General features: G+C 35.9%; 21 protein-coding genes, 22 tRNA genes, 1 rRNA gene and 1 pseudogene. 37 read left to right on the forward strand and 8 right to left on the reverse strand.

The window, feature by feature from the left end; translation table 11 throughout:
• A pseudogene (locus tag HWV59_RS09230) lies at positions 1 to 1,270 on the reverse strand (erythromycin esterase family protein).
• A 7-nt stretch (positions 1,271 to 1,277) separates the two neighbouring features.
• Positions 1,278 to 1,586 carry a hypothetical protein gene (locus HWV59_RS09235; protein WP_407941627.1) on the reverse strand — a complete coding sequence of 103 codons (309 nt, stop codon included), beginning with the start codon at positions 1,584 to 1,586 and terminating at the stop codon, positions 1,278 to 1,280.
• Positions 1,587 to 2,120: 534 nt separating this feature from the next.
• Here HWV59_RS09235 and rrf point away from each other — a divergent pair.
• The 23 genes from rrf (at position 2,121) to HWV59_RS09350 (ending at position 4,984) form a co-directional block, all read left to right on the forward strand.
• A 5S ribosomal RNA gene (gene rrf, locus HWV59_RS09240) occupies positions 2,121 to 2,236 on the forward strand.
• Positions 2,237 to 2,265: 29 nt separating this feature from the next.
• A tRNA-Glu gene (locus HWV59_RS09245) sits at positions 2,266 to 2,340 on the forward strand.
• 21 nt (positions 2,341 to 2,361) lie between these two features.
• Positions 2,362 to 2,437: transfer RNA gene (locus tag HWV59_RS09250), tRNA-Val, on the forward strand.
• A 20-nt stretch (positions 2,438 to 2,457) separates the two neighbouring features.
• Positions 2,458 to 2,543 (forward strand) — tRNA-Leu (locus HWV59_RS09255).
• Between the two features lie 13 nt (positions 2,544 to 2,556).
• A tRNA-Gly gene (locus HWV59_RS09260) sits at positions 2,557 to 2,631 on the forward strand.
• 6 nt (positions 2,632 to 2,637) lie between these two features.
• A tRNA-Leu gene (locus tag HWV59_RS09265) sits at positions 2,638 to 2,726 on the forward strand.
• Between the two features lie 7 nt (positions 2,727 to 2,733).
• Positions 2,734 to 2,810 (forward strand) — tRNA-Arg (locus HWV59_RS09270).
• Positions 2,811 to 2,815: 5 nt separating this feature from the next.
• Positions 2,816 to 2,892 (forward strand) — tRNA-Pro (locus HWV59_RS09275).
• Between the two features lie 16 nt (positions 2,893 to 2,908).
• A tRNA-Ala gene (locus HWV59_RS09280) sits at positions 2,909 to 2,984 on the forward strand.
• 23 nt (positions 2,985 to 3,007) lie between these two features.
• Positions 3,008 to 3,084: transfer RNA gene (locus HWV59_RS09285), tRNA-Met, on the forward strand.
• Between the two features lie 18 nt (positions 3,085 to 3,102).
• Positions 3,103 to 3,195, forward strand: a tRNA-Ser gene (locus tag HWV59_RS09290).
• A 29-nt stretch (positions 3,196 to 3,224) separates the two neighbouring features.
• Positions 3,225 to 3,301, forward strand: a tRNA-Met gene (locus HWV59_RS09295).
• Positions 3,302 to 3,378: 77 nt separating this feature from the next.
• Positions 3,379 to 3,455, forward strand: a tRNA-Asp gene (locus tag HWV59_RS09300).
• Positions 3,456 to 3,846: 391 nt separating this feature from the next.
• Positions 3,847 to 3,919, forward strand: a tRNA-Phe gene (locus tag HWV59_RS09305).
• Positions 3,920 to 3,929: 10 nt separating this feature from the next.
• Positions 3,930 to 4,013 (forward strand) — tRNA-Tyr (locus tag HWV59_RS09310).
• A gap of 11 nt (positions 4,014 to 4,024) precedes the next feature.
• A tRNA-Trp gene (locus HWV59_RS09315) sits at positions 4,025 to 4,098 on the forward strand.
• Between the two features lie 11 nt (positions 4,099 to 4,109).
• A tRNA-His gene (locus HWV59_RS09320) sits at positions 4,110 to 4,185 on the forward strand.
• 267 nt (positions 4,186 to 4,452) lie between these two features.
• A tRNA-Gln gene (locus HWV59_RS09325) sits at positions 4,453 to 4,527 on the forward strand.
• 6 nt (positions 4,528 to 4,533) lie between these two features.
• A tRNA-Cys gene (locus HWV59_RS09330) sits at positions 4,534 to 4,607 on the forward strand.
• 13 nt (positions 4,608 to 4,620) lie between these two features.
• A tRNA-Gly gene (locus HWV59_RS09335) sits at positions 4,621 to 4,694 on the forward strand.
• A gap of 22 nt (positions 4,695 to 4,716) precedes the next feature.
• Positions 4,717 to 4,793: transfer RNA gene (locus HWV59_RS09340), tRNA-Ile, on the forward strand.
• Between the two features lie 9 nt (positions 4,794 to 4,802).
• Positions 4,803 to 4,877, forward strand: a tRNA-Asn gene (locus HWV59_RS09345).
• A gap of 33 nt (positions 4,878 to 4,910) precedes the next feature.
• Positions 4,911 to 4,984 (forward strand) — tRNA-Arg (locus HWV59_RS09350).
• 300 nt (positions 4,985 to 5,284) lie between these two features.
• Here the strand turns inward: HWV59_RS09350 and HWV59_RS09355 are convergent.
• Positions 5,285 to 6,517, reverse strand: a complete 1,233-nt coding sequence (locus tag HWV59_RS09355; protein ID WP_175638701.1) for a macrolide family glycosyltransferase — start codon at positions 6,515 to 6,517, stop codon at positions 5,285 to 5,287.
• 455 nt (positions 6,518 to 6,972) lie between these two features.
• Here HWV59_RS09355 and HWV59_RS09360 point away from each other — a divergent pair, with 455 nt between their 5' ends.
• From HWV59_RS09360 to HWV59_RS09375, 4 genes are read left to right on the forward strand one after another with little or no spacing between them, the layout of a single operon-like run.
• Positions 6,973 to 7,716, forward strand: coding sequence for a PadR family transcriptional regulator (locus HWV59_RS09360; RefSeq protein ID WP_102233106.1), 744 nt, complete (start codon positions 6,973 to 6,975; stop codon positions 7,714 to 7,716).
• Positions 7,716 to 9,458, forward strand: coding sequence for an ABC transporter ATP-binding protein (locus HWV59_RS09365; RefSeq protein WP_102233105.1), 1,743 nt, complete (start codon positions 7,716 to 7,718; stop codon positions 9,456 to 9,458). The genes HWV59_RS09360 and HWV59_RS09365 overlap by 1 nt, the downstream gene beginning before the upstream one ends.
• Positions 9,459 to 9,471: 13 nt before the next feature.
• Positions 9,472 to 11,265 (forward strand): ABC transporter ATP-binding protein, encoded by a 1,794-nt coding sequence (locus tag HWV59_RS09370; RefSeq protein WP_175640027.1) that lies wholly within the window; start codon positions 9,472 to 9,474, stop codon positions 11,263 to 11,265.
• 21 nt (positions 11,266 to 11,286) lie between these two features.
• Positions 11,287 to 11,616 carry an antibiotic biosynthesis monooxygenase family protein gene (locus HWV59_RS09375; protein ID WP_102233104.1) on the forward strand — a complete coding sequence of 110 codons (330 nt, stop codon included), beginning with the start codon at positions 11,287 to 11,289 and terminating at the stop codon, positions 11,614 to 11,616.
• Between the two features lie 114 nt (positions 11,617 to 11,730).
• On the opposite strand, the gene sda is transcribed toward HWV59_RS09375, so the two are convergent.
• From sda to HWV59_RS09390, 3 genes are all read right to left on the reverse strand, one after another.
• Positions 11,731 to 11,898: a sporulation histidine kinase inhibitor Sda gene (gene sda / locus HWV59_RS27515; protein ID WP_175638702.1), complete on the reverse strand. Its 168-nt coding sequence runs from the start codon at positions 11,896 to 11,898 to the stop codon at positions 11,731 to 11,733.
• Positions 11,899 to 12,174: 276 nt separating this feature from the next.
• Positions 12,175 to 12,390, reverse strand: coding sequence for a hypothetical protein (locus HWV59_RS09385; protein WP_102233102.1), 216 nt, complete (start codon positions 12,388 to 12,390; stop codon positions 12,175 to 12,177).
• 312 nt (positions 12,391 to 12,702) lie between these two features.
• Positions 12,703 to 13,620: an ArsR/SmtB family transcription factor gene (locus HWV59_RS09390; RefSeq protein WP_102233101.1), complete on the reverse strand. Its 918-nt coding sequence runs from the start codon at positions 13,618 to 13,620 to the stop codon at positions 12,703 to 12,705.
• A gap of 557 nt (positions 13,621 to 14,177) precedes the next feature.
• Between HWV59_RS09390 and HWV59_RS09395 the strand changes: the two genes are divergently transcribed.
• From HWV59_RS09395 to HWV59_RS09425, 7 genes are all read left to right on the forward strand, one after another.
• Complete coding sequence (locus HWV59_RS09395) at positions 14,178 to 14,447, forward strand: DUF6171 family protein (RefSeq protein WP_102233100.1); 270 nt, start codon at positions 14,178 to 14,180, stop codon at positions 14,445 to 14,447.
• Positions 14,448 to 14,545: 98 nt separating this feature from the next.
• Entirely contained in the window at positions 14,546 to 14,803 is a 258-nt protein-coding gene (locus tag HWV59_RS09400; protein WP_102233099.1) for a LamG-like jellyroll fold domain-containing protein, read from the forward strand.
• 111 nt (positions 14,804 to 14,914) lie between these two features.
• Positions 14,915 to 15,178: a hypothetical protein gene (locus HWV59_RS09405; RefSeq protein ID WP_407941570.1), complete on the forward strand. Its 264-nt coding sequence runs from the start codon at positions 14,915 to 14,917 to the stop codon at positions 15,176 to 15,178.
• A gap of 249 nt (positions 15,179 to 15,427) precedes the next feature.
• Positions 15,428 to 16,303: a carbon-nitrogen hydrolase family protein gene (locus HWV59_RS09410; protein WP_102233097.1), complete on the forward strand. Its 876-nt coding sequence runs from the start codon at positions 15,428 to 15,430 to the stop codon at positions 16,301 to 16,303.
• A gap of 12 nt (positions 16,304 to 16,315) precedes the next feature.
• Positions 16,316 to 16,987, forward strand: coding sequence for a GNAT family N-acetyltransferase (locus HWV59_RS09415; protein ID WP_102233096.1), 672 nt, complete (start codon positions 16,316 to 16,318; stop codon positions 16,985 to 16,987).
• 18 nt (positions 16,988 to 17,005) lie between these two features.
• Positions 17,006 to 17,677 (forward strand): GNAT family acetyltransferase, encoded by a 672-nt coding sequence (locus HWV59_RS09420; protein WP_102233095.1) that lies wholly within the window; start codon positions 17,006 to 17,008, stop codon positions 17,675 to 17,677.
• A 429-nt stretch (positions 17,678 to 18,106) separates the two neighbouring features.
• On the forward strand, positions 18,107 to 20,617 hold the full coding sequence (locus HWV59_RS09425; protein WP_102233094.1) for a DEAD/DEAH box helicase: 2,511 nt from the start codon (positions 18,107 to 18,109) through the stop codon (positions 20,615 to 20,617).
• 60 nt (positions 20,618 to 20,677) lie between these two features.
• On the opposite strand, the gene HWV59_RS09430 is transcribed toward HWV59_RS09425, so the two are convergent.
• Together HWV59_RS09430 and HWV59_RS09435 are read right to left on the reverse strand one after the other, a co-directional pair.
• Positions 20,678 to 21,520 carry a DUF4097 family beta strand repeat-containing protein gene (locus tag HWV59_RS09430; RefSeq protein WP_175638703.1) on the reverse strand — a complete coding sequence of 281 codons (843 nt, stop codon included), beginning with the start codon at positions 21,518 to 21,520 and terminating at the stop codon, positions 20,678 to 20,680.
• Positions 21,521 to 21,697: 177 nt separating this feature from the next.
• On the reverse strand, positions 21,698 to 22,150 hold the full coding sequence (locus HWV59_RS09435; protein ID WP_102233092.1) for a YndM family protein: 453 nt from the start codon (positions 22,148 to 22,150) through the stop codon (positions 21,698 to 21,700).
• Between the two features lie 377 nt (positions 22,151 to 22,527).
• Here HWV59_RS09435 and melA point away from each other — a divergent pair, with 377 nt between their 5' ends.
• From melA to HWV59_RS09450, 3 genes are all read left to right on the forward strand, one after another.
• Positions 22,528 to 23,850, forward strand: coding sequence for an alpha-glucosidase/alpha-galactosidase (gene melA, locus HWV59_RS09440; RefSeq protein ID WP_102233091.1), 1,323 nt, complete (start codon positions 22,528 to 22,530; stop codon positions 23,848 to 23,850).
• A gap of 80 nt (positions 23,851 to 23,930) precedes the next feature.
• Positions 23,931 to 24,329: a VOC family protein gene (locus tag HWV59_RS09445; protein ID WP_102233090.1), complete on the forward strand. Its 399-nt coding sequence runs from the start codon at positions 23,931 to 23,933 to the stop codon at positions 24,327 to 24,329.
• 349 nt (positions 24,330 to 24,678) lie between these two features.
• Positions 24,679 to 25,671 (forward strand): S8 family peptidase, encoded by a 993-nt coding sequence (locus HWV59_RS09450; protein WP_102233089.1) that lies wholly within the window; start codon positions 24,679 to 24,681, stop codon positions 25,669 to 25,671.
• The last annotated feature ends 153 nt before the right edge of the window (positions 25,672 to 25,824 follow it).

The following is a 25,824-nucleotide window of genomic DNA, read 5'->3' on the forward strand; positions in this document are numbered from 1 at the left end:
TTATAGGAACACTTTTTCAATGCTTAGAGGGTGGAGAGCATTTGTCACATTTATATAGATAAAGGCATCATATCGATCTGACATGGAGGAAGGTACGTAATTCCCATATTGTTCGTAAGCAGGGTTATAGACGACTCCGATCGCTCGATGTCCTATTGGTCTTTGAAACAAATGACGATTGTATCCTGTAAAATAGATGAATTTATCGTGTGGTCCCAGCTTGGTGCATGGCATCTTCCCAACTTCCTTTTTGAGCTGGAGGAATAATCATCTGTTTTGGTGGAACGCCCCATTCATCTGCAGCGATAACGGTTCCTCTATGGGTACCAAACCCAATAATAAAGATAGATTCAGTACCTTTTTCTTCTCTAAGTAATTGTCCAACATTTACAACACCTTCATCAGCCATATCAGTTGCCCGTGCATCTCCAACATGTGTGTTATGCTCCCAGACAATTCCTTTTGCTTGTGTACCATAAAATTCGTGTATTTTATTTAATGCCTCTACCATATGTCTGTCGCGGATATTCCATGACTCATTGTCATTTACGACCATCGTTCTGTAATAATTCTCAGCATTAGCCGTAATAATCGCATTTACTTCAAGATTTAAATTTTCTTCAGAGTCAGATTTAGTTAGTTTATTTAACGTAATTTCAGTTAAAAGCTTTGTGACTTCGTTCAAACAGTCTTCACCATAGAAAGATGCTGATAGTCCGTATTTTTCAGGACGACGATTGAAAGGTTCAAAGCATGAAAATGCCTTTTTTGCGAATTCAATTTGTGGAGATTTAATTTCTTCTAAATATGCTATAAGCTCATCAATAGATTCCCATAATGAATAGACGTCAATCCCATAAAAACCAATCTTGTGATTAATTGATTTGTCGAGGTTGTAATCCTTTAACCACTCAATTAACTCAATGATTTCCTCATTTGCCCACATCCATGTTGGCCAACGGTGAAAAGAAGACAGGACTTCACTGGCATTGGAATAGGTGTGATCCAACCCTTTAATATACTTATTTATTTGTTGACAAGCAGGCCAATCACCTTCAACGGCTATATAATTAAACCCTTTTTCTAAAATTAGTTTCTTTGAAAGTTCAGATCGAATCTTATAAAATTCTGAAGTTCCGTGTGAAGATTCACCAAGTAGAACAAGTGTTTCGTCATTTACCTTACTTATTAAAGAATCAACTCCTTCTTGTTCGTGGAAAGGACTTGATTCTTCTTTTATGGTTTGGATTAGTTTTACGTTCATTTTCATCCCTCTATTATTGTTTGTATTCTGCATTGTAGGAGTTTTCACCTGAATGTACTGATAATAAGGTGTCAGCATAACCAACAAGTCTGTTTACAATTTCATCAGCGAGTAAATAAACAAGCTGATGATGTTTATTATTATGTAAATCAGGATCATCAAAAATAATCGTTGTATTGATAAAAATGTGTTTTGTGTCATACAAGTTGTAATGGATAATAGCCTTTCCGGGTGCTCCACCTGTTAATGGATCCTTAAAGGATGGTAAAAAAATGTACCATTCTTCAGCGGTAGGAGAGCGGAAATTTTTAGTGAAAGTCATTCCTTTAATTTCTTGTTCAATTTTCTGCTTAAGTTTCTCGTCTATTACATCAACAATCCTTTCATTGGACAATGTTCCACCTCCAGAAGGTAATCATCAGGTTTGCATAACATAGGCATCTAGTACAATACTTATTATCTTAGGGTATTAATACAAATTAGATATTAACGCTCATTTTTGACCTTATATACATAATGAAGGTATAAGTGATGTTTAGGTGTAGTTATAGTGTTTACCTCTAAGGAAATCATTATGTCAGAGTAAAAGCATTAGATCATAAAAATAGTAGAGGGGAAATTTTTTTGAAAAAATTAATTTAGGGTCTTTTATTTTTCGAATAAGGATGTTATTATATTTCTTGTCTTCAAAAGAAGTCGCAAAAGATTTATTAGAAAAGTTATTGACACTTTCATCGTAGCTGTGTTACATTATAAATCCTGTGTCATTGTAGGAAATGGACACGGAAAATGAAATAAAAAAAGTTCTTGCTTTTTTTGAAAAACTTACTATAATAAGAAATGTCTCTAAAAAATGTCTGGTAATGATGGCGAAGAGGTCACACCCGTTCCCATGCCGAACACGGAAGTTAAGCTCTTCAGCGCCGATGGTAGTTGGGGGATTCCCCCTGTGAGAGTAGGACGTTGCCAGGCTGACCACATAGGTCACTACTATAAAATTTGGCCCGTTGGTCAAGCGGTTAAGACACCGCCCTTTCACGGCGGTAACACGGGTTCGAATCCCGTACGGGTCACCATATTTGCACACTAAGTGCTTCGGAGGATTAGCTCAGCTGGGAGAGCACCTGCCTTACAAGCAGGGGGTCGGCGGTTCGATCCCGTCATCCTCCACCATATAGAGTTTCACACACCATGCGGGTGTGGCGGAATTGGCAGACGCGCTAGACTTAGGATCTAGTGTCCTTGTGACGTGGGGGTTCAAGTCCCTTCACCCGCACCATTAATAATAGTAAGCGGAAGTAGTTCAGTGGTAGAACACCACCTTGCCAAGGTGGGGGTCGCGGGTTCGAATCCCGTCTTCCGCTCCAGTAAGTGCCGGGGTGGCGGAACTGGCAGACGCACAGGACTTAAAATCCTGCGGTAGGTGACTACCGTACCGGTTCGATTCCGGTCCTCGGCACCACTTATATGCGCCCGTAGCTCAATTGGATAGAGCGTTTGACTACGGATCAAAAGGTTAGGGGTTCGACTCCTCTCGGGCGCGCCATAGTACGGGAAGTAGCTCAGCTTGGTAGAGCACTTGGTTTGGGACCAAGGGGTCGCAGGTTCGAATCCTGTCTTCCCGACCATTTAATAATTAGATTTGGGGCCTTAGCTCAGCTGGGAGAGCGCCTGCTTTGCACGCAGGAGGTCAGCGGTTCGATCCCGCTAGGCTCCACCAAATGAAATATTTTACTTTTTTATGGCGGTGTAGCTCAGCTGGCTAGAGCGTACGGTTCATACCCGTGAGGTCGTGGGTTCGATTCCCTCCGCCGCTACCATTAACACATATGTATATTGGAGGAATACCCAAGTCCGGCTGAAGGGATCGGTCTTGAAAACCGACAGGGGTGTCAAAGCCCGCAGGGGTTCGAATCCCCTTTCCTCCTCCATATGTTTTTTTACTTCAATTACTTATTATCGCGGGGTGGAGCAGTCTGGTAGCTCGTCGGGCTCATAACCCGAAGGTCGCAGGTTCAAATCCTGTCCCCGCAACCAATTAAAGTTGACGATGCTACGTCGATTATTCTTCATAGCGAGGAAACACAGTAGTGCTGTAAAGTGCAACCAATATTGGTCCGGTAGTTCAGTTGGTTAGAATGCCTGCCTGTCACGCAGGAGGTCGCGGGTTCGAGTCCCGTCCGGACCGCCATTGATTGATATTTTTAAAAGAAACAAATTATTATTGTAATTTAAGTATCGTGTAAGAGGGTTTCGATAAGCGAGAAGGTCGAGGAAGCGACTAAGCGAACACCGGAGCGTATGAGAATACGTGAGGATGTGAGTGAGGGAGCTGACGAAGAGATTCGAAGCTTAGCGGAAGCCGTAAACTTGATTTAGCTCGGTAGCTCAGTTGGTAGAGCACGCCCGAAAAAGCTTCCCTGAATATACTTCAGCGTACTCATCGAGCTGCTTCTTGAATAATCATCCTGAGATGAGGACGATTTACAAATTGTCAAAGCTATAATACTTTAAAAGTCTTAGATTAAAATTAGTTACTTGAAAAGGTAATTTTCATCTTTTTTCAAATACACATTAATTATGGCTCGGTAGCTCAGTTGGTAGAGCAATGGACTGAAAATCCATGTGTCGGCGGTTCGATTCCGTCCCGAGCCACCTTTCATGTGGAGGGGTAGCGAAGTGGCTAAACGCGGCGGACTGTAAATCCGCTCCTTAGGGTTCGGCAGTTCGAATCTGCCCCCCTCCACCATTTAATATAATAGGGGCATAGTTTAACGGTAGAATAGAGGTCTCCAAAACCTTTGGTGTGGGTTCGATTCCTACTGCCCCTGCCAACGAAATAATGGCGGTTGTGGCGAAGTGGTTAACGCATCGGATTGTGGTTCCGACATTCGTGGGTTCGATTCCCATCAGCCGCCCCAATTAAGCAATTAGTTGAAAATAAAGGATTTTAATTAAACTTTATTTTTGTCAGAAATATTTCAAAATATCCTCTTGCTGGTTTCTCGCTAAAGATAATTTTAGTTGGAAACAGTAATATAAAGAGAGTAATTTTTATAGAGACACTGAGAATACTTAGTAGTCGACGATATTTCGCGATATTTCCTTTCAGAAATATCACAAAATATCCTCTTGCGGTGCAGTCTCATGTAGAATATTCAGGAAGTACTTTCATGCAGCATATTCAATGGGCTATAGCCAAGCGGTAAGGCATCGCACTTTGACTGCGACATGCGTTGGTTCGAATCCAGCTAGCCCAGCCATTTTAAGGCATCATAGCCAAGTGGTAAGGCCGAGGTCTGCAAAACCTCTATCCCCGGTTCAAATCCGGGTGGTGCCTCCAATCTATCTTTAATGCGGGTGTAGTTTAGTGGTAAAACCTCAGCCTTCCAAGCTGATGATGAGGGTTCGATTCCCTTCACCCGCTCCATTACATATTAAATTTCATAAATGGGCCTATAGCTCAGCTGGTTAGAGCGCACGCCTGATAAGCGTGAGGTCGATGGTTCGAGTCCATTTAGGCCCACCATGATTTTGTTCCGCAGTAGCTCAGTGGTAGAGCTATCGGCTGTTAACCGATCGGTCGCAGGTTCGAATCCTGCCTGCGGAGCCATTTTTATGGAGAAAACAAACAATAAACGAATATGCGCCTTTAGCTCAGCAGGATAGAGCAACGGCCTTCTAAGCCGTCGGTCAGAGGTTCGAATCCTCTAAGGCGCGTCTTTCAAAGGTCAGATTTGATTACGAAATGTGTATGTTTCATAATCAAATCTGACCTTTTTATGTAACTACAATTGTTTTAATCGTTGCTTGTGGGTAGCTCTCAGTTTGACAAAATATAATGCATATAAAAAGGAAACCCGCCGCGAACAAGACGAGTTTCCTTTATTTTATTACTGTCTATGTAAGTGTAGAGACAGGAGGATTCCGTGTTAGTTTACACGTTATGAAAGTATAAATTAGCAGCGAAGAAGTTTAATCGACGTAGTGATCATTTTTAAGTACAAAGTATAAGTGCAACTACGCATCACGCTTCACCTTTACAGGCTCGCCAATCGACGAGTTTTCTTTATAAAATCTCATTATTTCAGATACGGCTCTTTTGTAACCGCCTTTTTCTTGTAAGAGAGTTCCAAATTCAGAGCATTTTTGTTTATATTCTTTATTGTTTAATATTTTCAATAAAGATTGTTTCAGTTTCTCTGTATTGCATTCTTTTAAATGGATGCCACAACCTAAACGTTCAACTTGTTGTGAGATCATTTCTTGTTCTTGTTGTTGAGGATATAGGATTAAGGGAACTTTAAAATACAAACCTTCTTGGACACTGTTCATACCTCCATGTGTTACAAAGATGTCCACCTTTTGCAGCAGGTCTATTTGGTTCACATAATCATAAAGAATAAAGTTTTCGGGTATATAAGAAAAATCAGTTTCTTTCTTTTTTTTGCCTAAAGACATGATAAATGTTGCTTCGATATCTTTAAATGCTTGAAAACAATCTTCATAAAAATCCTTATTATCCCCAAATATACTTCCTAAAGAAATATAAACGATTGGTTTTTTACTTATAGGTAATGTTACTTTTTCTTCTTCGATGCGTTCCGATATAGAAGGGCCAACAAAACGATAAGTATGATCAAACACATGACAGTTTGGTGTAAATTCCGCAGCAGTATAGACAATATTTAATTTTTCTTTACTACTCAATGCATCTAAAAGAGGGGGTTTCTTCATATTGTACTTTTTGCATAAATTATTTTGGATAGATAATGCTTTAACTAAATGTTTTAAATCTCCTCTTGCAAATTGAAACACTAAATTTAAAAGCTCTTTTGGAATATTTAAAAATGATTCGTGAAATGGAAATGTTGTTGTGGAACAAATAGTAGGAATATTTTTGATTTGGCCTACATATTTCCCCCAAGTTGCTAAGGAATCATGAATAATATAGTCAGGTTCTTCTCTGTCTATTTCGTTTAATAAAAATTCCAACATTTTTTCAGTGCTTTCTATACAAACCCTAAAAACAATGGGGAAGTACTTCAGCTGTTCTTCTGTATAATTGGTATCTTCTAAACGATCGATGCTATAAGGCATATAAATAGCCCCTGTTTCTTCAATTTTTTCCTTTAAATGTGGAAAAGAGTAGTATAATACTTCTTCTCCTTGATTAATCAATTCTTCCACTAAAGCGAGAGTTGGATTTGTATGACCATGAGCGGGAATATTAAAAAATATAGCTTTACCCAAGAAAATTTCCCCTTTTATTTAATAAAGTAATTATTTCCATATTATATAGTTCAATTATACACATGATAACCAGGTACCTCGCACTATTTTGCTAAAGAAACTTACATACTCTTTAAGAAGAGATCATTATGCATATGAAATGAATGAACAGAAAATACTTATAATTGCAATGATTTCTCGAGGGGAGTTCTTGAATATATGCTGATGGAGCATTGGATTCTTGGAGCGATGTGGTTGTTTGCTTTGGGGAAAGTTTCATATGAAAAGTAAGGGGATTCCAAACTAAACCTGTTTTATTTTTGGAATCCCAATTTATTTTCCTTAAAAATAACACAATGAACTAATTGTCCACGGTTACAATCTTCATTCATTGCTGAATTATCAAAAAATTGTTGTATTTTAAAAATATATCGATTAAAATTTATCGTAATAGTTTAATTGAGTGGAGGTTTCATATGTTAGGAAATATAAGTCAAGAAATGTTAACGTTGCTTACCTATATAAGCCGCAAAAAAATTAAGCAGGAAGAACTATTTGCAACCCTTAATGATGAAATAGAGAATCTTAGTAGTTGTCTTAATGAAGCAATTGAAAAAGAATTTATTCATAAAGATGACGGGGAAGTCCTTTCCTTAACACATAGAGGCTTAAAAACCGCACTAAAGTTTTTTGATAAGCAGCCCCATTTAAGAGAAAAAATGAAGTCAAAATTCACAAAACGCAGAGGTATTATTCAGCTTGCGATTATACAGCTATTAAAAGAAGAACCCAGGCATGGCTACCAAGTGATGAAACAGTTAAAGGAGAGAAGCGGTGGTTACTATTCTCCGAGTGCAGGTACCGTTTATCCTGCTTTACAGGACCTGGTTGAAAAGGAACTGATTGAACTTAAAATGGATGGCGAGAAAAAAATATACTCATTAAATGAGGCAGGGTTAGCTTTTATAAATGAGTTAATTCATGAAGAAGACGAGACTTTCTGGCAGGAATGGACAATGCGATTGCGATGGAAGCAGTCTGAGGAAGCTTCACTCGTACGAGAAGAAATGGGTAAGCTTCAATTAGAATTTCATTATGCGATGAAAAAGGTACTATCTGAACCAGAGTTTGCAAACGATATTCTTTCTATTCTTCAGACTTGCAGAAACGAGTTAATCAATTGGTCCGAAAAACAGCAAAAAAGTAAAGGCGAGATGTGATGAAATCTATAAAAAAACTTATACCATATGCAAAGCCATACAAGCTCTTTGTGATCCTTGCTCCACTATTAATGGCTTTAGAGGTGACGATGGATTTATTACAGCCACTTCTTTTGCAAAAGATCATTGATTATGGAATTGCTGCGAATGATACATCGTACGTTATTCAAATGGGAACGTTTATGCTTGTTGCTGCGATTATTGGTTTAGCTGGTGGTATTGGTTGCACGATTTTTAGCACAAAATCAGCAATTAATATTGCCACAGATATTCGGCGGGATTTATTTAAAAAGGTCGAACATTTGTCAAGTGAGAATCGCGACAAAGTTGGTATTGGTAAACTGATCACTAATGTCACAAGTGATATCAATTCAGTTCAAACGGCGGTTATGATGACATTGCGTGTATTTGTAAGGGGGCCTCTTCTCTTTATTGGTAGTGTCACGATTGTATTTTTTCAAGCAAAAGAGCTATTTCCGATTTTAGTTGTCTTAATTCCAATTCTGCTCTTTTTCATCATCCTGCTTTCAAAAAAAGCGGGCATTTGGTTTAAACGTGTTCAAGAAGCATTAGATCAGCTAAATACAAAACTTCAGGAAAGTATTGCTGGGATTAGAGTTGTGAAAGCTTTTGTAAGAAAGGATTATGAAATAAATTTATTTCAAAAAGTGAATGTTTCACTAACAAATAAAACAAAAACCGCTGAACAAATTATTACGATACTTATGCCAGTCCTGCTTTTTGTCATAAATATTGGAATGGCTGTTGCACTCATTTTTGGCGTTTTTCCGATTGGAGGAAGCACAATTCAAGTTGGTGTTATTTTAGCTTTTATTAATTATCTAAATATTATTTTAATGGCGCTCACATCTAGTAGTATGGTTCTTATGCAACTGATGAGAGCACTGCCTTCAGCGGATCGTATTCAAGAAGTTTTGGAAATAAATACGCATATGAACCGAGCTGAAAGTACGATTGATGTGATGCCGATTATTGGAGATATTGAATTCCGAAATGTATCTTTTTCATATAGTAAAAATGGTGAGCATGTATTAAATTCAATCTCATTTTCTGCTAGACATGGTGAGAAAATTGGGATTATTGGTGCAACTGGAAGTGGTAAAACAACATTAGTTAAATTGTTTCCAAGATTATATGATGTGGATGATGGTGAGATTTTAATAGATGGAAAGAATAGTAAGAATATAAGCTTGAAACGTCTCCGTGCTTCTATTGGATATGTTACACAAAAACCATTTTTATTTTCAGGAAGTATAAGGTCCAACCTGATTTATGGTAAAGAAGATGCATCAGAATCAGAGATTCAATTGGCTAGTAAGAATGCTTGTGCAGAAGAGTTTATTGAGAAGCTTGAAGCTCGGTATGATTATTCCTTAACACAAGAAGCTACAAATTTATCCGGTGGGCAAAAACAACGATTATCTCTTGCAAGAGCATTTGTCCGAATGCCATCTATCCTTATTTTAGACGATGCAACATCGGCAGTTGACGCTCGTTCAGAAGCAACAATTCTTGAAGCTTTAAAGTCCTCTTATTCAGAGACTACGATTCTTATGGTTGCATCAAAAATTTCTTCCATTCTTGATGCAGATAAAATTCTTGTTATGGATGAAGGGAGTTTAGCGGGAGTAGGAACACATGCTGAATTATTGGAATCATGCTCTGTTTATCAGGAAATCTATCATACTCAAACACAGAATGGAGGTGTAATGGTTGAGTAATAGTATTACGAGAATGCAGCAATCAACTGGAGGACCAGGACCAAAAGGAAGGATACCGGGACCGGTTGCGAAAACAAAAGATCCTAAAGGTACATGGCGGAGAATTTGGTTGTACATGAAAAAACAAAAAGTGAGTTTGATCATTTCGGTCATTCTTGTTATTTTATCATCCATATTAAGTCTTCTTGGTCCATATTTTATTGGAGTCATTATTGACCATTACATTCTCCCGAAAGATGTATCCGGTACAATTCGAATGGTATGGTTGCTTGTCGGCATTTATTTTGCTACATCCATTATCACCTGGCTTCAAAGCTATGTAATGGTGGATATATCGTTAAAAACAATTAAAGTATTACGCGAAGATTTATTCGCAAAATTACAAACGCTCTCCTTACGTTTTTTTGATCAGCATAAACACGGTGAGTTAATGAGTCGATTTACAAACGATCTTGAGCAGTTAAATCAAGCACTTAGTCAGAGTGTGATCCAGTTTGTATCCTCATTGCTTACAATTATTGGTGTTACAATCGCTATGTTTTCCCTGAATTGGGTATTGGCCATTGTGTCATTTTTGATCATTCCAGTAATGCTCTATGTTACGAAAAAAATCGTAAGTGTTAGCCGTAAAAACTTTTCGCAAAGGCAAAAAGATGTTGGTGAATTGAATGGCTTTGTCGAAGAAACGATAAGTGGTGGAGAGGTTATCTCATTATTTAATAAAGAAGAGGATACTTTCAGCCGTTTCAATGAGGTAAATGAAAGGCTGCGTAGTTCTGCGATTAAAGCAGACATGTTTTCAGGAACACTTGGTCCATTTAATAACTTTTTAAGTAATATAGGGTTGGCTATCGTCATTGCAGTTGGAGCTTTAATGGCACTTAACGGACACACAACTATTGGGATTATTGCGTCCTTTGTTACGTATTCCAGACAGTTTACAAGACCCATTAATCAGTTATCAACTTTGCTCAACTCAATTCAAGCTGCATTAGCCGGGGCGGAGCGTGTTTTTGAAACGATGGATGAGGTCCCTGATTTAAATGACAAAAGAGATGCAGTTCAGGTTAATTCGTTAAAGGGAGAAGTACTATTTAAAAATGTTGACTTCCAATATGACGAAAACAAACCTATTTTAAAAGATATTCATTTTTCTGCAAAACCTGGAGAAATGATTGCTTTTATTGGGCCAACTGGCTCTGGTAAAACAACAATAATTAATTTGCTTATGAGGTTTTATGATATACAATCTGGTGAGATTTTGCTAGACGGTAGAAATTTAAAGGATTATAAACTTCGAGATTTACGGAAAAGAATCGGTATTGTTCTTCAAGATCCTTATTTATTTTCTGGAACGATTATGGAAAATATACGGTACGGCCGTCTTGATGCAACTGAAGAAGAAGTAATCAAAGCGGCAAAAACGGCGTCTGCACATGGATTTATTAAGCACTTGCCTAAACAGTATCAAACGTTGATAACGTCCGGTGGTCAAAATATAAGCCAAGGTCAAAAACAGCTTCTTTCCATTGCGAGAGCCATATTAGCAAATCCTGATATGTTAATTTTAGATGAGGCAACGTCAAATATAGATACAAAAACTGAAATTGATATTCAAAGAGGAATTCGAAACTTAATTAAAGGAAAAACCAGCTTTGTTATTGCTCATCGGTTAAAAACGATTGAGCAAGCTGATCAAATCATTGTTATCCAAGATGGTGAGGTCATAGAAAGCGGAAATCATAATGAATTGCTTAATCAGCGTGGTTTTTACTTTGAGTTGTATTCCAAGCAAATGACTATTTAACTAATAGAAAGGATGAAGAAAATGTTTGTAAACACAGCAACATTTGAAATCGAAAAAGCATATGAAGAAAGATTAGTAAAGAAAAGAGAACAAGACAAAGAAAAATTGGCTGAAGCGAAAGGGCTAATTTCATTTGAATGCTGGAAAAGAGAAAACTCTGAGACCATAGAATTTGTTTATGTCTCAAAATGGGAATCTCAAGAAGACTTTAAAGCATGGATTTCAAGAGAAGATCATGTAAATGAACATAAGGAAATGAATAAAAAAAGAAGAGAAAATCCTAAGCAAGAACAAGTGAAAATGAAGAAAACACTAAGAGCGTATGAACTTTATGATTCTTCAGAAGAATAATTGGTGATTTTCCTATTTATAAATGTGTTTAATAAAAACGATAAAAGCACAATATCTAATCAAGTATAGATATGTGCTTTTTTACTTCTATTAGTCCACATATTAACTGAATCACTAAACCGATTTATCTTGTAACATAACAGGTAGGGGCATGGAGCGAGATTTCATTTCTTCCAGCAATATTTGCATAAAGTCCTCTGATACATTTAATTTAAGTGCATCTATGTAGGCCTTATAAAGTGTTAAGTTTGAGATAAGTTTGAGAGTGGTAGATTTTCGCATAGTTTAATTAACTCCTTGTAAAATAATAAACCTTAATGAATATATTAACCAAAATGGTTTTAAATGATAAGGCTTTCGACGATCAATCCTACAATTAGACAAAAAAAGTAAAGAATAAGTGAAATGAGGTAAAAAAATAAGGGAAATTAATTGGTGAAGTTTGCAAAAAAATATTGTTTAGGAATTTGTTTGGAGCTTTTTATTAGCCGATAAAGTGGAATAGTAAAACAAACTAGGTTCTTCTGAAGAAATAATTAGTGGGTACGGATAATCTGATTATTCGTAATCAATAATATCATCGATTTCATTTACTTCAAGAGAAATGACTGATTTAGTATCCACGTTGTAAAATATAAGTTGAGAGCGATCTTCTGATAAGTGGACAATTCGACCAGAGAAATCTTTCCTTCCAACTTTTCTTTTTGTGAAAATTACACGAAGAAGTGTATTGCTTTGTCGCCAAATTTCAGCTTGGGCAAAGAAGCGTTCCATAGTAAACCTCCTTTATTTTATTCTGCTGGAAAGTAAAAAATTGTAACTAAGTCTCGCCATTAATATTGGCGATAAGCCAAGTTTTTGTAATCACATTAAAAATAGAAGAGCCAAATGTATGTAATAGCTATCATTTTACTTGTTGAAGTCGGAGAATTTGCTAAATGTAATTTTTCCCATCTTGTGATAAAAAAAGTCATTTTATTTTAACAGGAGGAGATTTTTGAGGAAAGTAGAGTTAAAATCCTTGAAGAAAAATTCATTTTAAATAAAAACTCCACCCTTCCGAAGTGTGGAAAGGTGGTAACAATTTTATACCTTTTGTTCTTTAGAATAAAAGAGTCGGAAGATGATGTCCTGGTTATAGTTTCCAAAACCAGAACCGAAAAGTGTAACTCCACCGACATGTTCTGCATCTTTTTCAACTGCAATTTTGAATGTCCATTGTTTATTGCGAATTCCTACATCCTCAATCGTCACATCTGATATTTTATTACCATCGATATAAGTTCCGTTAGGAGTAATACGGAGGTATTTTAATAGCCCGTATTGGTTAATAATACTTGGCCACCAGGAAGGAGTATATTTTCCTTTATTATCTCCAAAGTCCCCAGGACTGGTCCAGATACCTAAAAATACATTATTCAAGTAAAATGAAATGTCAGATGGCCAATTGTTATTTGTGTCAGGTGCTTCTGATGATAATTCCATTGTAATTTCCAACTCTTCTGGACGGTTGCTAGCTAACAGAAAGTTAGGGATTTTATATTCAATATAGCCCTGACCAAACCAGAGAATTTTCGCGTTGAAACGATCCTGATCAAGGAAATAACGGGGCTCATCAAATTCTCCAATTATTTTTTCTCTCGTTGCTAAACCGCAAGTGGGTTCGATTTGAAAGTCAGTATAATGACCCACTGATACATCTGTTTGATGGAATTCTCTAATTTGACTAAGTGCTGCCGGAAAATTTATTTCGATTTGATCAACATCAAGTACACATAATTTTTGTAATCCAGCTTTCCCTGGAACCATATCAGTTCTGATAATACCTGCTTTTTCCAGCTTTTTAACATGCATGGTCATAATTGCACTGCTTAATTCGGCAGCTTCCGCTAATTCTTTAATATTCATTGGTCGTTGTGATAATAATTGGATAATTTTTAAACGCACCGTGCTTGCTAAAGCTTCATATATAGATAAATATTCTTCTGTTGTTTGAATTTTCAAGGCCTTGTCCCCCAATTTATAACCTCAAGTCTATATATAATATATATGTTTGTTAATTAATATACAAGTGTGTTAATTATTTGGATGAACTATGTATATAGATCGTAAGAACTTATATAAAAAAATGTTGGTATAAAGAAATAGAATAGGTTCATTTATAAATCTATGATTATTATGTAATTAAATTTTCAGAAAAAGATTGACAGCTATATAGGTAATAAATATACTAATCATTAATAATGAAAATATTAATTAGTATATAAAATTATTAACGTTATTATTGAGCAGAATGGACTTTTACAATAATTAGATAAGATGAAGGTTATTATTTAAGTATGCATATATTCAAATTAATATTTTTGTAAGCGCTTATCATCTATTTCAAATAAGAGAACCTAATAATTCGAAAATCCTGTCTCGAAAAATAAATTGACTAATAGTGTAGGAGTGGATGAAATGAGTAATTCAATTACATTTGCATGTGAAAGATTTAATATAAACGGGAATGAACTGTCATTCGAAATGCCATCTATGTCAGTTCTATTAAGTGCAGTTTCATGATAGAAAATGAAACAAAAAGAAACTGTAAAGGCTGTTTTCAAGTGGAACGAAGATCAAAATTACAAATTTCTAAGATTGTTCAAGAGCAATTACAGCTAGAAATTGATCTAGTGAATGAATCGCTTTTTCAAAAGAGAATGGACATCTGCTTAAGTTGTCCTTCTCTCTCAACTGAAACAACATGCTTACATTGTGGGTGCTATGTAGAGTTTCGTACAAAACTATCATACAAACAATGTCCACATCCAAATGGGCCAAAATGGTAAACAACAGTAGAGTATCCTGCTGAAGGAATATTAAAGGAGAAAAAAGTTTTAATTATAGTAATAGCTCCAGTGCACAAACTCTCTAGGGTCAAGTCAATTTGGAATTGAAGGCAAACAACTTTTTCTGTATCCAAATCTTCTTATTTGTCCTGGGTAAAAAGGTCACGATTTATGTAAACGGGAAAGAAACTTTTAAAGGAACATATTTCCCGAATGTTTTTACAACAGCAAATGGAACATTTAGTTTAGGTGTCAATTGGTGGGATAAGCCATACAAAGGCCCTATAGATGAACTACGAATATATCGAGGCTCAATAGCTGCAGAAGACATATTTGAACTAGCGCAAACAAAATAGGTCGTCATTTAGAAAGGGAGGCTACGTTATGTGTAGCCTCTTTTTTAATATATCATAGTAATAAAGCTTATATAAGGAAAACCTATACCTAAAAAATATGAGGTGATCATCTTGAAAGTAGAAGGAGTCATTATTTCAGGGGAGTTTGATGATATAATGAATGAATTTTCATTGACAAAGGTAAAACAATTTCCTACAGAATCCACATTAAGGCAAAATCAATTGAAGCTTCTATATGATTATTTAGAGAAACACAAACAGGATGAAGGCGGACAGTTTGTCACATTATATGATCAGTTGCCAGTACACTTAGGTCAGGGTGAAATTTATCAATTACTAAATGATTTAAAAAAGGTTAAAGAGCTTTATCATTGAAAAACACACTTATGAATAATGAACATAGTTAAGAAATTAACTCCAAAACCACAGTAATTTATTGTGGTTTTTCTATTGAAATATCCCTCTTAAGCTTGTAAAATCCCATAGTATACTTTTGTACACTTAGTGAAAAGAAAGTGTGTACTTGTGTAGTTTAGATAAATATCGAATAATGTGTGTAGTGTATTAAATTTATCACGAGTCAGATCTCGTTTTATATAAAATATAATAGAAAGAGGAATGTACATGAATCTTAGAGTTTCCGCCGTCCAGTATCATCTTCATACAATTAAATCCTTTGATGAGTTTGCTAGTCAAGTTGAGCACTATATAAAAACAGCCGAAGAGTTCGGATCAGATTTTATTGTGTTTCCGGAATTTTTTACAACCCAGTTGTTATCAATCGGAGACGAAAATGGGAAAGCATTGCCGATACATCGCCTTCCTGATTTTACAGATCAATATCGTGATCTATTTGTTGAACATGCAATGAGAACAGGGATGCATATTATTGCAGGAACACATGTAATAGAAAAAGAAGGTAAGTTATATAATGTAGCTCATATGTTTTATCCTGATGGCAGAATTGCAGAGCAAGCAAAACTTCATATTACACCAACAGAGGTAGACGAGTGGAATATGAGTGCTGGTGACAGCCTGCAGGTTTTTGTAACAGATAAGGGAACAGTTGCGATGCTAACTTGCTATGATATTGAATTTCCTGAGATAGTGAGAATGGCTAAGGCAAAAGGTGCTGATGTAATCTTTTGTCCATCATGTACAGATGATCGCCATGGTTTTCACAGAGTCCGTTATACAAGTCATGCTAGAGCAATCGAAAATCAGGTGTATGTTGTCACAACGGGAACAGTTGGTTCACTTCAAACAGTTGATTTTATGAGAGGAAACTTTGGGCAAGCAGCGGTTATTACACCAAATGATGTACCATTCCCGCCGAAGGGAATTATGGTACAAGGGGAAATTAATCAAGACATGATCGTAACTGCTGACTTAAATTTGGAGCTTTTATATAAAGTGCGTCTTAATGGTTCAGTGACAACATGGAGAGACAGAAGAACAGATCTTTATCCAGATTGGGAGCCTGAAAAACAAACGTATTAACAGGAGGTTTTTATGTATCGAAAAGAATTTTATGTATTCGATCAAGACAAACCAGTAAAAGCCGTTATTCGTAATTATAAAAAAGAAGATTTTAATAAGTTAATTCAAATTCAAAGTGAAAGCTTCCCACCTCCTTTCCCGGCTGAATTATGGTGGAATGAAAAGCAACTCGAAAATCATGTTACACTCTTTCCGGAAGGTGCGTTATGTATTGAAATCAATGGGGAGATGGCAGGCTCAATGACTGGATTAATTGTAGACTTTAATCCTGAGCATCCGAATCATACGTGGGAAGAGATAACAGATGGCGGGTATATTCGTCATCATGACCCGAATGGAAATACCCTTTATGTTGTTGATATTTGTGTAAGACCTTCATTTCGAAAATTTGGTCTTGGAAAATGGTTAATGCTTTCAATGTATGATGTTGTTATCCACTTAAATATAGACCGACTTTTAGGAGGAGGTCGTATGCCGGGATATCATAAAAAAGCAGATAATATGACAGCAGAGCAATATGTAGAAGCAGTTGTAAATGGGACTGTCAAAGACCCTGTTCTTACGTTTCTGCTTCGCTGCAGCCGAACACCAATTGGGATTATTCCTAATTACTTGGAAGATGAAGAATCGTGCCATTTTGCAGCATTAATGGAATGGAAAAATCCGTTTCGAAATGAAAAATAATAAATGAGGTGAATGAAGATGGATTATCATCGTATTACGAATATTGCAGATCCCCTATTTACACAAATGCATCAGCTTATGCAAGAGATTTTTCCTCCTGAGGAAGTGTTGGAATTTAATCTTTGGAAAGAGCCTCTAGAAGATCCGGGAATCCGTGTTTTTGTTGCTGTGCATGAAGGGAAAGTTGTAGGTGCAACAGAATATCGTTATTACGAAGATTTCAATGTGGCAATGACCGATTTTACGATCATTGGTAAGCCTGGTTTAGGAATCGGACCATTTCTTGCAAATAATAGGGCACAAGATTTACAAGAGTTGGCTGCTGCAAATGGCAAAGATCTATCAGGAATGTTTGCTGAAATTTATGACCCTTACCGTGTTGAACATCATGAATTCGGTGGTGTAAAACCAATGGATCCATATGTTCGTCGTGAAGTTTTGGCACATCTGGGTTACAAAAAAATTAACTTCGACTATGTTCACCCTTCATGGAATAATGATGGTGAGGCAGTGACAGGCCTAGATTTATGCTTCCTGCCTATGAGCGAAAATAAATCAACAATATTGGCAGAATTAGTGGTCCAATTTTTAAAACGCTATTATTCAGTTTTACCTAACAAACCTAAAATGTGGTTAGAAATGATTGCTGAAATTGAAGGGAAAGATCAACTATCACTTTTAAACATTTAAATAACATAACGATTAGTCAGTCAAAAACCTCGCTTCTAAAAAAATGCGAGGTTTTTGTTTTCCTAATTATGCAAAAATACTTAAGGATAATGTAAAGTTGGTACATATATTGACATTATAACTTCCATATCCATTAATTAACTGTTTTCAGAAATTGGGATAGGTTCATTTGTCCGTCTATCAAGAGTGAAAGTATTGTTTATTTTTATGGTTAAGGCTTTGCTTTTGTATGGATTTAAGGATGTAAAGGAAGAATATACTGGAAGGAAAGACGTATTCAAAAAAATAACACCTTTAAGGGCTGATTACATCTCTTTTTTCAATTCATAATGTTAACACTTCTCACTTCACATGAACTACAATGAAAGATACATGTTTACATATAAATAAATAGAAACTAAAGATAACAATGTGAAAAGGAGTACGTTCATGAGTGATTTACTAGAAGAATATTATAGACTAGCCATTGACCGAACGAAGTCAAAGGTTTTGGAGGATATAGATCGATTTTTTGAAGGAAAAGATAATCTGCCAACGTATGAACAATATGTAAGAGAACGAGGAGAATATATTGATCAAATTTTTCTCAATTCCTGGTTAAATGCAGCGACAAGTCATGTCTCCAACACCGTAAAAAGAGAATTTTTACTTGAAAAGGATTATGATCTTGAAGGAGTTAGTAAAAAGCTGGTCAACCAAATGTTTCGAAATGAAATACGAAACGTAACTCCTTTTAAAGTTCTGGACTGGCTTGATGAGCTTTTTTTGCAAAAAGAAGATGTATGGAATGAAAAATATAATAAGGCAAAGGAATTATATGATGCACGGGTTAAGATGCAGCAACATCGTGAGAAAACGCGAAAACTTATGCAGAAATTTGAGTTTTATATGGAAGAATTGCTTGGGGAGCAATATGAGGATCTCTATTTATATATACGCTACTTAATCGGTTCACATCTTGCAATTGAGATTGAACAACAAGGTGTTGTCCTACCTGCTGAAGATATGACATTTTCGGCTTATCTATATGATGAATCTCATTTTGCTTATAACAGATATCAATATGAAGAAGATATGACCGAGATGTATGAAAGATTAATCTCTGGATATTTATTTGATTTTGGTCCTAATTGGATAAAGGAACGGCTTTCACCTCATCTTTTCGATGAATATCGAGAAACGTTTCACGAAGAATTGCCAGATAGCTTTATAAAAGAAATCGCATATGATTTATTCTTGGATCTTGCTAATGAATTTTTTGCAGAATTACTTGAGGAATTTGTCACAGATTTAATGAAACTAATTGATAACCCGTTTGATCTTGAAACACATCAAAAGATTTATGAAACAGATCTTGCTGAAAGAGAACGGAAAGTCGTTGCAGAGCTTGAGGAGATCAAGCGTCGCAAAGAAGAGGAGGCCCGAATGGTCGAGGATATATTCGGGAGAGAATATAATCCTCCAGGTGGCAGAAATATTCAATATGTATTACATGTTGGCGAAACGAATACAGGTAAAACCTTTCAGGCAATTCAACGTATGAAAGATGCAAGTAGTGGTATTTACTTAGCCCCACTTCGACTGCTTGCACTGGAGATTTACGAAAAGCTGAATCATGAAGGTGTGCCTTGCTCCTTAAAAACAGGAGAAGAAGAAAAACTTGTAGCAGGTGCTCAGCATATTGCGTGTACTGTTGAAATGTTTTATGAAAAAGACTTTTATGAGGTTGTGGTCATTGATGAATCTCAAATGATTGCAGATAAAGATAGAGGCTTCTCTTGGTATAAAGCAATAACAAAAGCAAATACAAAAGAAGTGCATATCATTTGCAGCTTTAATGCTAGACAGATGATATTGCAGCTGCTTGGTGATTCAAATATTACAATTTATGAATATTTTAGAGATGTTCCATTAGAAGTGGAACCTCAGTTGTTTCGTTTAAATCAAACTCGAAAGGGAGATGCACTCGTTTGTTTCTCGAGAAAACGGGTTCTTGAAACAGCAGCAGAGCTACAAAGAACTGGTCGTAAAGTGAGTATGATTTATGGAAGTATGCCGCCTGAAACACGAAAAAAACAGATGGAACGGTTTATTGAAGGGGAAGCAACTGTCATTGTTGCAACAGATGCTATTGGAATGGGGTTAAATTTACCAATTAGAAGAATAGTTTTCTTGGAAAATGATAAATTTGATGGAACAAGAAGAAGATGGTTAACTTCACAAGAAGTGAAACAAATCGCGGGCAGGGCTGGTCGAAGAGGACTATATAATATCGGTAAAGTTGCATTTGTGCATAATCCTAAATCAATGGCAAGAATTCTTGATCAAGAAGATGAGCCGCTTCAAGGGTTTGCAATTGCGCCTACAACTGGAGTCCTTGAGAGATTTCAGAAATATTCTCGTAAACTTGGACTATTTTTCTATTTATGGGAACAGTTTAAAAGTCCCAAAGGTACGAAAAAGGCATCGTTAGCTGAAGAAAAGCTTTTGTATGAAATGATTGAAGATACGATGATTGAAGCCAAGCTCTCAATGGCTGATTTATACGGATTTTTGCATCTGCCATTTTCAACAAATGAACCAACCTTACGAAATCAATGGAAGCAAAAGCTTGAGTCAATTGTTGAAGGATATGAATTACCTGACCCGCTAATTAAGGAAGCTGGACTTGAGGAACTTGAATTATCATATAAGTCGGTTGGTCTCCACCTATTATTTTTATATAAATTAGGACGAAATACAGAAGCACATTATTGGGAAAGAATACGAGAAGAAATAAGTGACAAAATTCATGAACAGCTAAAATCGGGTGTGCAGATAACAAGAAAAGCCTGCAAAGTATGTGGAAAAACATTAGCAAATAAATTTAAATTTGATGTTTGTAATGAGTGCCATTTTGAGAGACAGAAAAAGAAAGAAAAAAAGAAGTTAAAGTATTAATAATATCAAAAAAGTTAAGCTCACCAGTCAATTGATCAATGTGCTTAACTTTTTTATCATTTATTTAATGTCAATTTTTCCACTTGAAACATCAAGATTGACATTATGCTTTCCGGAGCCGGATACACCATAAATATTATTTTTATCTTTTTGAAGATCTTTTAACGCAAGATTTGATGAAATGATTCCGCTGCCAGCTTCTCCACGGAGAGTATAGTCCGCATCTTCCGGTAAATCTATAGTCCCAAATCCGGAATTTAACTCAATGTCAATAGAATCAGTTACCTTTTCCATTTGTAAATCGATTTTTCCTGAAGATAAATCAGCATTAACCTTACCGGTATGATCCTTAATTGTTAGATTTCCAGAACTCATATCAAATGTACTTTCTTCAGTTGCTAAGGACGAAATCGTGACATTGCCTGATGAGCCATCAAGCATAAAGTTTTTAGCCGTTAATTGACTAAGTTTTACATTTCCAGAGCTCATGTCAACTTTCAGCTCTTCAAGGTCCATTGACTTACCATCAAATACGATATTACCTGATCCACTATCGATCATCATTTCTTGTTGGAAATCGTTTGGAATGTAGATGGTGACTTCCCTTTTATTGAAAAAAGAGAATACGTTAAACCAGCGTTTCGTTTCAGATTCAACAAGAATCGTATCCCCGTTATTCTCTACATGAACTTTCCCTTTCCCTTTTAATTCGGCACGAACTTCATCAGTATTCTCAGTAATAATAGTTGTACTTGCACCTGAAACATGTAGTTCAATTTTCTCTGTGTTGCTCGTGACTTCAGCAGAGGACTTGTTTTGGCCAAATTCAAACCATGAAGTATTCGTTTTGATAATTAAAAAGATACCACCAATAAAAAATAACAGTAATAAAAGTTTTTTCATTATGAACCCTTCCTTCTTTGTCGCCAATAGCGTTCAATTGATCTTACCTTTATCTTAAAGAAAAAGAAGGATTGGAACAATGAACTCAAGCTTTATTTTATCTAAGGCTTGAGACTTACAAGAAGGTGGGAATTTAAAGGCAGGGCAGTTATTAAAAACTGCCCTTAGGTATAAAACCTAATCTTTTAATTTTTTAACATCGTTAATATTTTCTTCTTCAGCTATTTCCGTTCCGTACGCCAGGTTTGTATTAAAAACAGGTTTTCTTGTGTTTATATAAGATGTTTTTTCTTCTCGATCTTCGACAAAAAGGTGAAGGATCATTTCTGCAGCTGTGATGATACTAGCAGAGATAATACTTCCCCATGCTATTTGGAGATAGCTCTCGAATAAAATACTTCCAAAAATCCAAACACTTAAGTAACTAAGTAAAAAATCAGCAATAGCAGCTGCGCGTCTCCCTAATTGTGGTAAAATAACCAATTCCCCTACCACATATGATACAGAAGTAACGAATAAACTAAACGATAAAATATCGACAATGTTTGCATCGAAAAAAAGATCAAGGCCTATACCAAATGCGATGAGACAGGATATGAACTTTATAATAAGTAGAGTTATTTGCTTCATGTTTTATTCCCTCCTTAAAATTAGTTTTCATCAATTAACACATGATCATACAGGGGAATATTGAAAGATGAAAACATAAAGTGTATCTTTACCTATATTTACTAAAAGTTAAAATTTACTTTAAACATAATATTCGATGGGAAGAACAAAACAAAATGAAATAGCGATAAAAAATAATTGTAAGCGTTTTTTATTTCTGATAAGCTTTAACTAAAGATATGATTTTTTAGTAATTAATTTAGTTAATATTATATTATTTACTAAAAATTTAATTAAAATGATAATCAAGATGATGGAGTTCATTAGTTGTAAAATCTTGCTATTTCACAGTGAATAACAAGATTACAAATATATACAATAAAGAAGGGATGAGGAGAATGTCTAAAATAACTTTTATGGGTGCTGGCAGTACAGTCTTCGCAAAAAATGTATTAGGAGATTGCATGTTTGTTCCTGCTTTAGCGGGGTTTGAATTTGCCTTATTTGATATTGATGAACAACGATTAAAAGATTCCGAGAATATGCTGAATAATCTAAAACAAAATTACAATAGTAACATCACAATCAAATCATATACTGATCGAAAGGAAGCGTTAAGCGGTGCAAGGTATGTCATTAATGCTATTCAAGTAGGAGGGTACAAGCCAAGTACGGTAATTGATTTTGAAATTCCGAAGAAATATGGTTTACGTCAAACAATCGCAGATACGATTGGCATTGGAGGCATTTTTAGATCATTACGGACAATACCTGTCATGCTGGATTTTGCAAAAGATATGGAAGAAGTTTGTCCAGATGCTTTATTTTTAAACTATACAAATCCAATGGCTGCGTTAACTGGAGCAATGCTTCGCTATACAAACATTAAAACAGTTGGACTCTGTCACAGTGTACAAATATGTACCGAGCATCTATTTAAGGATTTAGGGATGGATCATGAAGGAATCGAAGAAAAAATAGCCGGTATTAATCATATGGCATGGTTGCTTGAGGTTAAGCGTGATGGAAAGGATCTCTATCCGGAAATTAAACGTCGTGCAAAAGAGAGACAAAATACAAAACATCATGATATGGTGCGTTATGAATTGATGGATAAGTTTGGTTACTATGTGACAGAATCTTCCGAGCATAATGCCGAATATCACCCATACTTTATTAAAAGTAAGTACCCGGAATTAATTGATCGTTTCAATATTCCGTTAGATGAGTATCCACGCCGTTGTGTAGAGCAAATCGAAAGATGGGAAACAATGAGAGAAGATATGGTGAACAATAGCCAGCTTTCTCATACTCGTTCACATGAATACGGGTCACGTATTATTGAGGCGATGGAGACGAACGTTCCATTTAAATTTGGAGGGAACGTCCTAAATACAGGCCGTCTTATCAGCAATTTACCTGAAAATGCATGTGTTGAAGTCCCCTGTGTCGTTGATCGTAGTGGTATTGCGCCAACCTATATTGGTGACCTTCCAGAACAATTAGCAGCTCTTAACAGAACCAATATTAATACACAACTCTTAACGATAGAAGCAGCGATGACAGGGAAAAGGGAAGCGGTATATCAGGCAGCCCTCCTTGATCCGCATACTGCAGCCGAGTTATCTATGGATGATATAATCTCTATGTGTGATGATTTAATTGAAGCTCATGGTGAATGGTTGCCACAGTTTGCACATCAAAAGCAAGTTTTGAGATAATAAAGATAGCGACTAATCTAAATTGAGTAGATTAGTCGCTTTAAAACATTTCGTAGAATGTAATAAGAGGAGTTGATTTTATGATTAATGTAGAAAGCATTCATCATGTAAGTCTTTCTGTAACAGATTTACAAAAAGCTAAACACTTTTACGGTACACTTTTAGGATTTAAGGAATTAAAAAGACCACCTTTTGACTTTCCAGGGGCTTGGTATCAAATCGGGGATCAGCAGTTGCATTTAATTGTTCATCATAACGCCAAAACACTTCGAAATAGTCATAAAATTAATTCAAGAGAAGGACATTTTGCCGTAAGGGTCAAGGATTATATGGAAACTTTACGTTATTTAAAAGAAATAGGGTTAGACATTCAAGAGAAACCGAATAGTACAAGCGGATTTGCACAAATTTTTTGCATGGATCCTGATTGTAATTTAATTGAATTTAATGTGGATCAAGAAACACTGAAAGAAAGTTAATTTTATGATTTCAAGGTAATTCCTCCGTTTTGCAATTAAGAAAAAGTTAGCTATACATATACATAAGCAATCGTTCGAAAATGTCAGTAGAGTGTTCTTAAAGAGTACCTTTCATTATGAAAGAGGAGAAGATTAACTTCAAAAATAAAATCATCCCAATAAGTGATGGATAATTTCTAGATATTTCTCCTCTATTCTTATGTGTGCCAATCTACTCATACTATTAAAATAAGTCTGAGCCATTTCTATCAAAATTGAAAATTTCCAATATTTCCATTTTAATAGTTTCCGAAATTTAGTATATATAAAGTAGGTCAGTTTTTAATTTCACTAAATGAGGAGGAATAAAATGGCTCAAACACCACAGGTTAAATTAGTTCCTTTTACTATCAATTCAATTGTGGATCAAACAAATGAAACTCCGAAGGGCGTTAGCTTAATTCAGGCTCCTGAGATTTGGGAAGAAAGCAGCCAAGGAGAAGGTATTGTAGTTGCTGTCATTGATACTGGTGTTGATATAGACCATCCCGATCTTAAGAACCAAATTATTGGTGGGCGAAATTTTACAACTGATTTTAATGGCGATCCAGACATGTTTGAAGACAATAATGGTCATGGTACACATGTTTCTGGTACAATTGCTGCTTCTTTAAATGATGATGGTGTTGTAGGAGTAGCGCCAATGGCTAAAATTCTAAGTCTAAAAGTGTTATCTGGTGAAGGATCGGGTAATTATGAGTGGATAATAAATGCGATTAACTATGCTGTTGATTGGCGAGGGCCTCAAAATCAACGAGTTCGGGTTATTTCTATGTCACTGGGTGGACCGGAAGATGTCCCTGAGCTTCACAAAGCGATAAAAAATGCAGTAGATCACGGTATATCTGTCGTTGTTGCGGCAGGAAATGAAGGAGACGATAGAGAAGATACGTTTGAGCATTCTTATCCCGGCAGTTATAACGAGGTCATTCAGGTAGGTGCAGTAGATCATAATTTAGAGCTTGCACCGTTTACAAATACAAATTCAGAAGTAGATTTAGTGGCACCTGGTGTTGATGTCGTTTCAACATTCCCGGATAATAAATATGCCTCTTTATCAGGTACTTCAATGGCTACCCCTCATGTAGCAGGTGCCATCGCTTTACTTATTAATCTAAGTGAAAAAGAGTTTAATCGTGCTTTAATAGAATCAGAAATCTATGCCCAGCTCGTTAGAAGAACATTGCCATTAGGCTACAGAAAAAGCTCTGAAGGAAATGGTTTCCTTGTTCTTAACTTAGTAGATAAAATTTATGAAATTATCAATGCAGCACGATTGAATACACCTTTACAACGGAAGTAAATAATGTACTATCACTAAGCCCGCATAATAGAGGAACTTACCAATCTCTAAAAGTGCGGGTTCTTTACTTAGGCTGTTTTCTCATAATTGTGGCCTTTAACCTTTGTAAAAGGCCACAATTATGAGACAGCCCTTTTTAAAAAGGGAGGGAGA

The organism is Metabacillus schmidteae, assembly GCF_903166545.1.
Taxonomy (GTDB): domain Bacteria; phylum Bacillota; class Bacilli; order Bacillales; family Bacillaceae; genus Metabacillus; species Metabacillus schmidteae.

Excerpts from the sequence above, each read along its gene's own strand:
- HWV59_RS09360 (WP_102233106.1), top strand. The coding sequence starts at position 6,973 with ATGTTAGGAAATATAAGTCAAGAAATGTTAACGTTGCTTACCTATATA.
- HWV59_RS09235 (WP_407941627.1), bottom strand. The coding sequence starts at position 1,586 with ATGACTTTCACTAAAAATTTCCGCTCTCCTACCGCTGAAGAATGGTAC.
- HWV59_RS09365 (WP_102233105.1), top strand. The coding sequence starts at position 7,716 with ATGAAATCTATAAAAAAACTTATACCATATGCAAAGCCATACAAGCTC.
- HWV59_RS09445 (WP_102233090.1), top strand. The coding sequence starts at position 23,931 with ATGATTAATGTAGAAAGCATTCATCATGTAAGTCTTTCTGTAACAGAT.
- HWV59_RS09410 (WP_102233097.1), top strand. The coding sequence starts at position 15,428 with ATGAATCTTAGAGTTTCCGCCGTCCAGTATCATCTTCATACAATTAAA.
- HWV59_RS09385 (WP_102233102.1), bottom strand. The coding sequence starts at position 12,390 with ATGGAACGCTTCTTTGCCCAAGCTGAAATTTGGCGACAAAGCAATACA.
- HWV59_RS09425 (WP_102233094.1), top strand. The coding sequence starts at position 18,107 with ATGAGTGATTTACTAGAAGAATATTATAGACTAGCCATTGACCGAACG.
- HWV59_RS09370 (WP_175640027.1), top strand. The coding sequence starts at position 9,472 with ATGCAGCAATCAACTGGAGGACCAGGACCAAAAGGAAGGATACCGGGA.
- melA (WP_102233091.1), top strand. The coding sequence starts at position 22,528 with ATGTCTAAAATAACTTTTATGGGTGCTGGCAGTACAGTCTTCGCAAAA.
- HWV59_RS09420 (WP_102233095.1), top strand. The coding sequence starts at position 17,006 with ATGGATTATCATCGTATTACGAATATTGCAGATCCCCTATTTACACAA.
- HWV59_RS09395 (WP_102233100.1), top strand. The coding sequence starts at position 14,178 with ATGATAGAAAATGAAACAAAAAGAAACTGTAAAGGCTGTTTTCAAGTG.
- HWV59_RS09450 (WP_102233089.1), top strand. The coding sequence starts at position 24,679 with ATGGCTCAAACACCACAGGTTAAATTAGTTCCTTTTACTATCAATTCA.
- HWV59_RS09430 (WP_175638703.1), bottom strand. The coding sequence starts at position 21,520 with ATGAAAAAACTTTTATTACTGTTATTTTTTATTGGTGGTATCTTTTTA.
- HWV59_RS09435 (WP_102233092.1), bottom strand. The coding sequence starts at position 22,150 with ATGAAGCAAATAACTCTACTTATTATAAAGTTCATATCCTGTCTCATC.
- HWV59_RS09375 (WP_102233104.1), top strand. The coding sequence starts at position 11,287 with ATGTTTGTAAACACAGCAACATTTGAAATCGAAAAAGCATATGAAGAA.
- sda (WP_175638702.1), bottom strand. The coding sequence starts at position 11,898 with ATGCGAAAATCTACCACTCTCAAACTTATCTCAAACTTAACACTTTAT.
- HWV59_RS09415 (WP_102233096.1), top strand. The coding sequence starts at position 16,316 with ATGTATCGAAAAGAATTTTATGTATTCGATCAAGACAAACCAGTAAAA.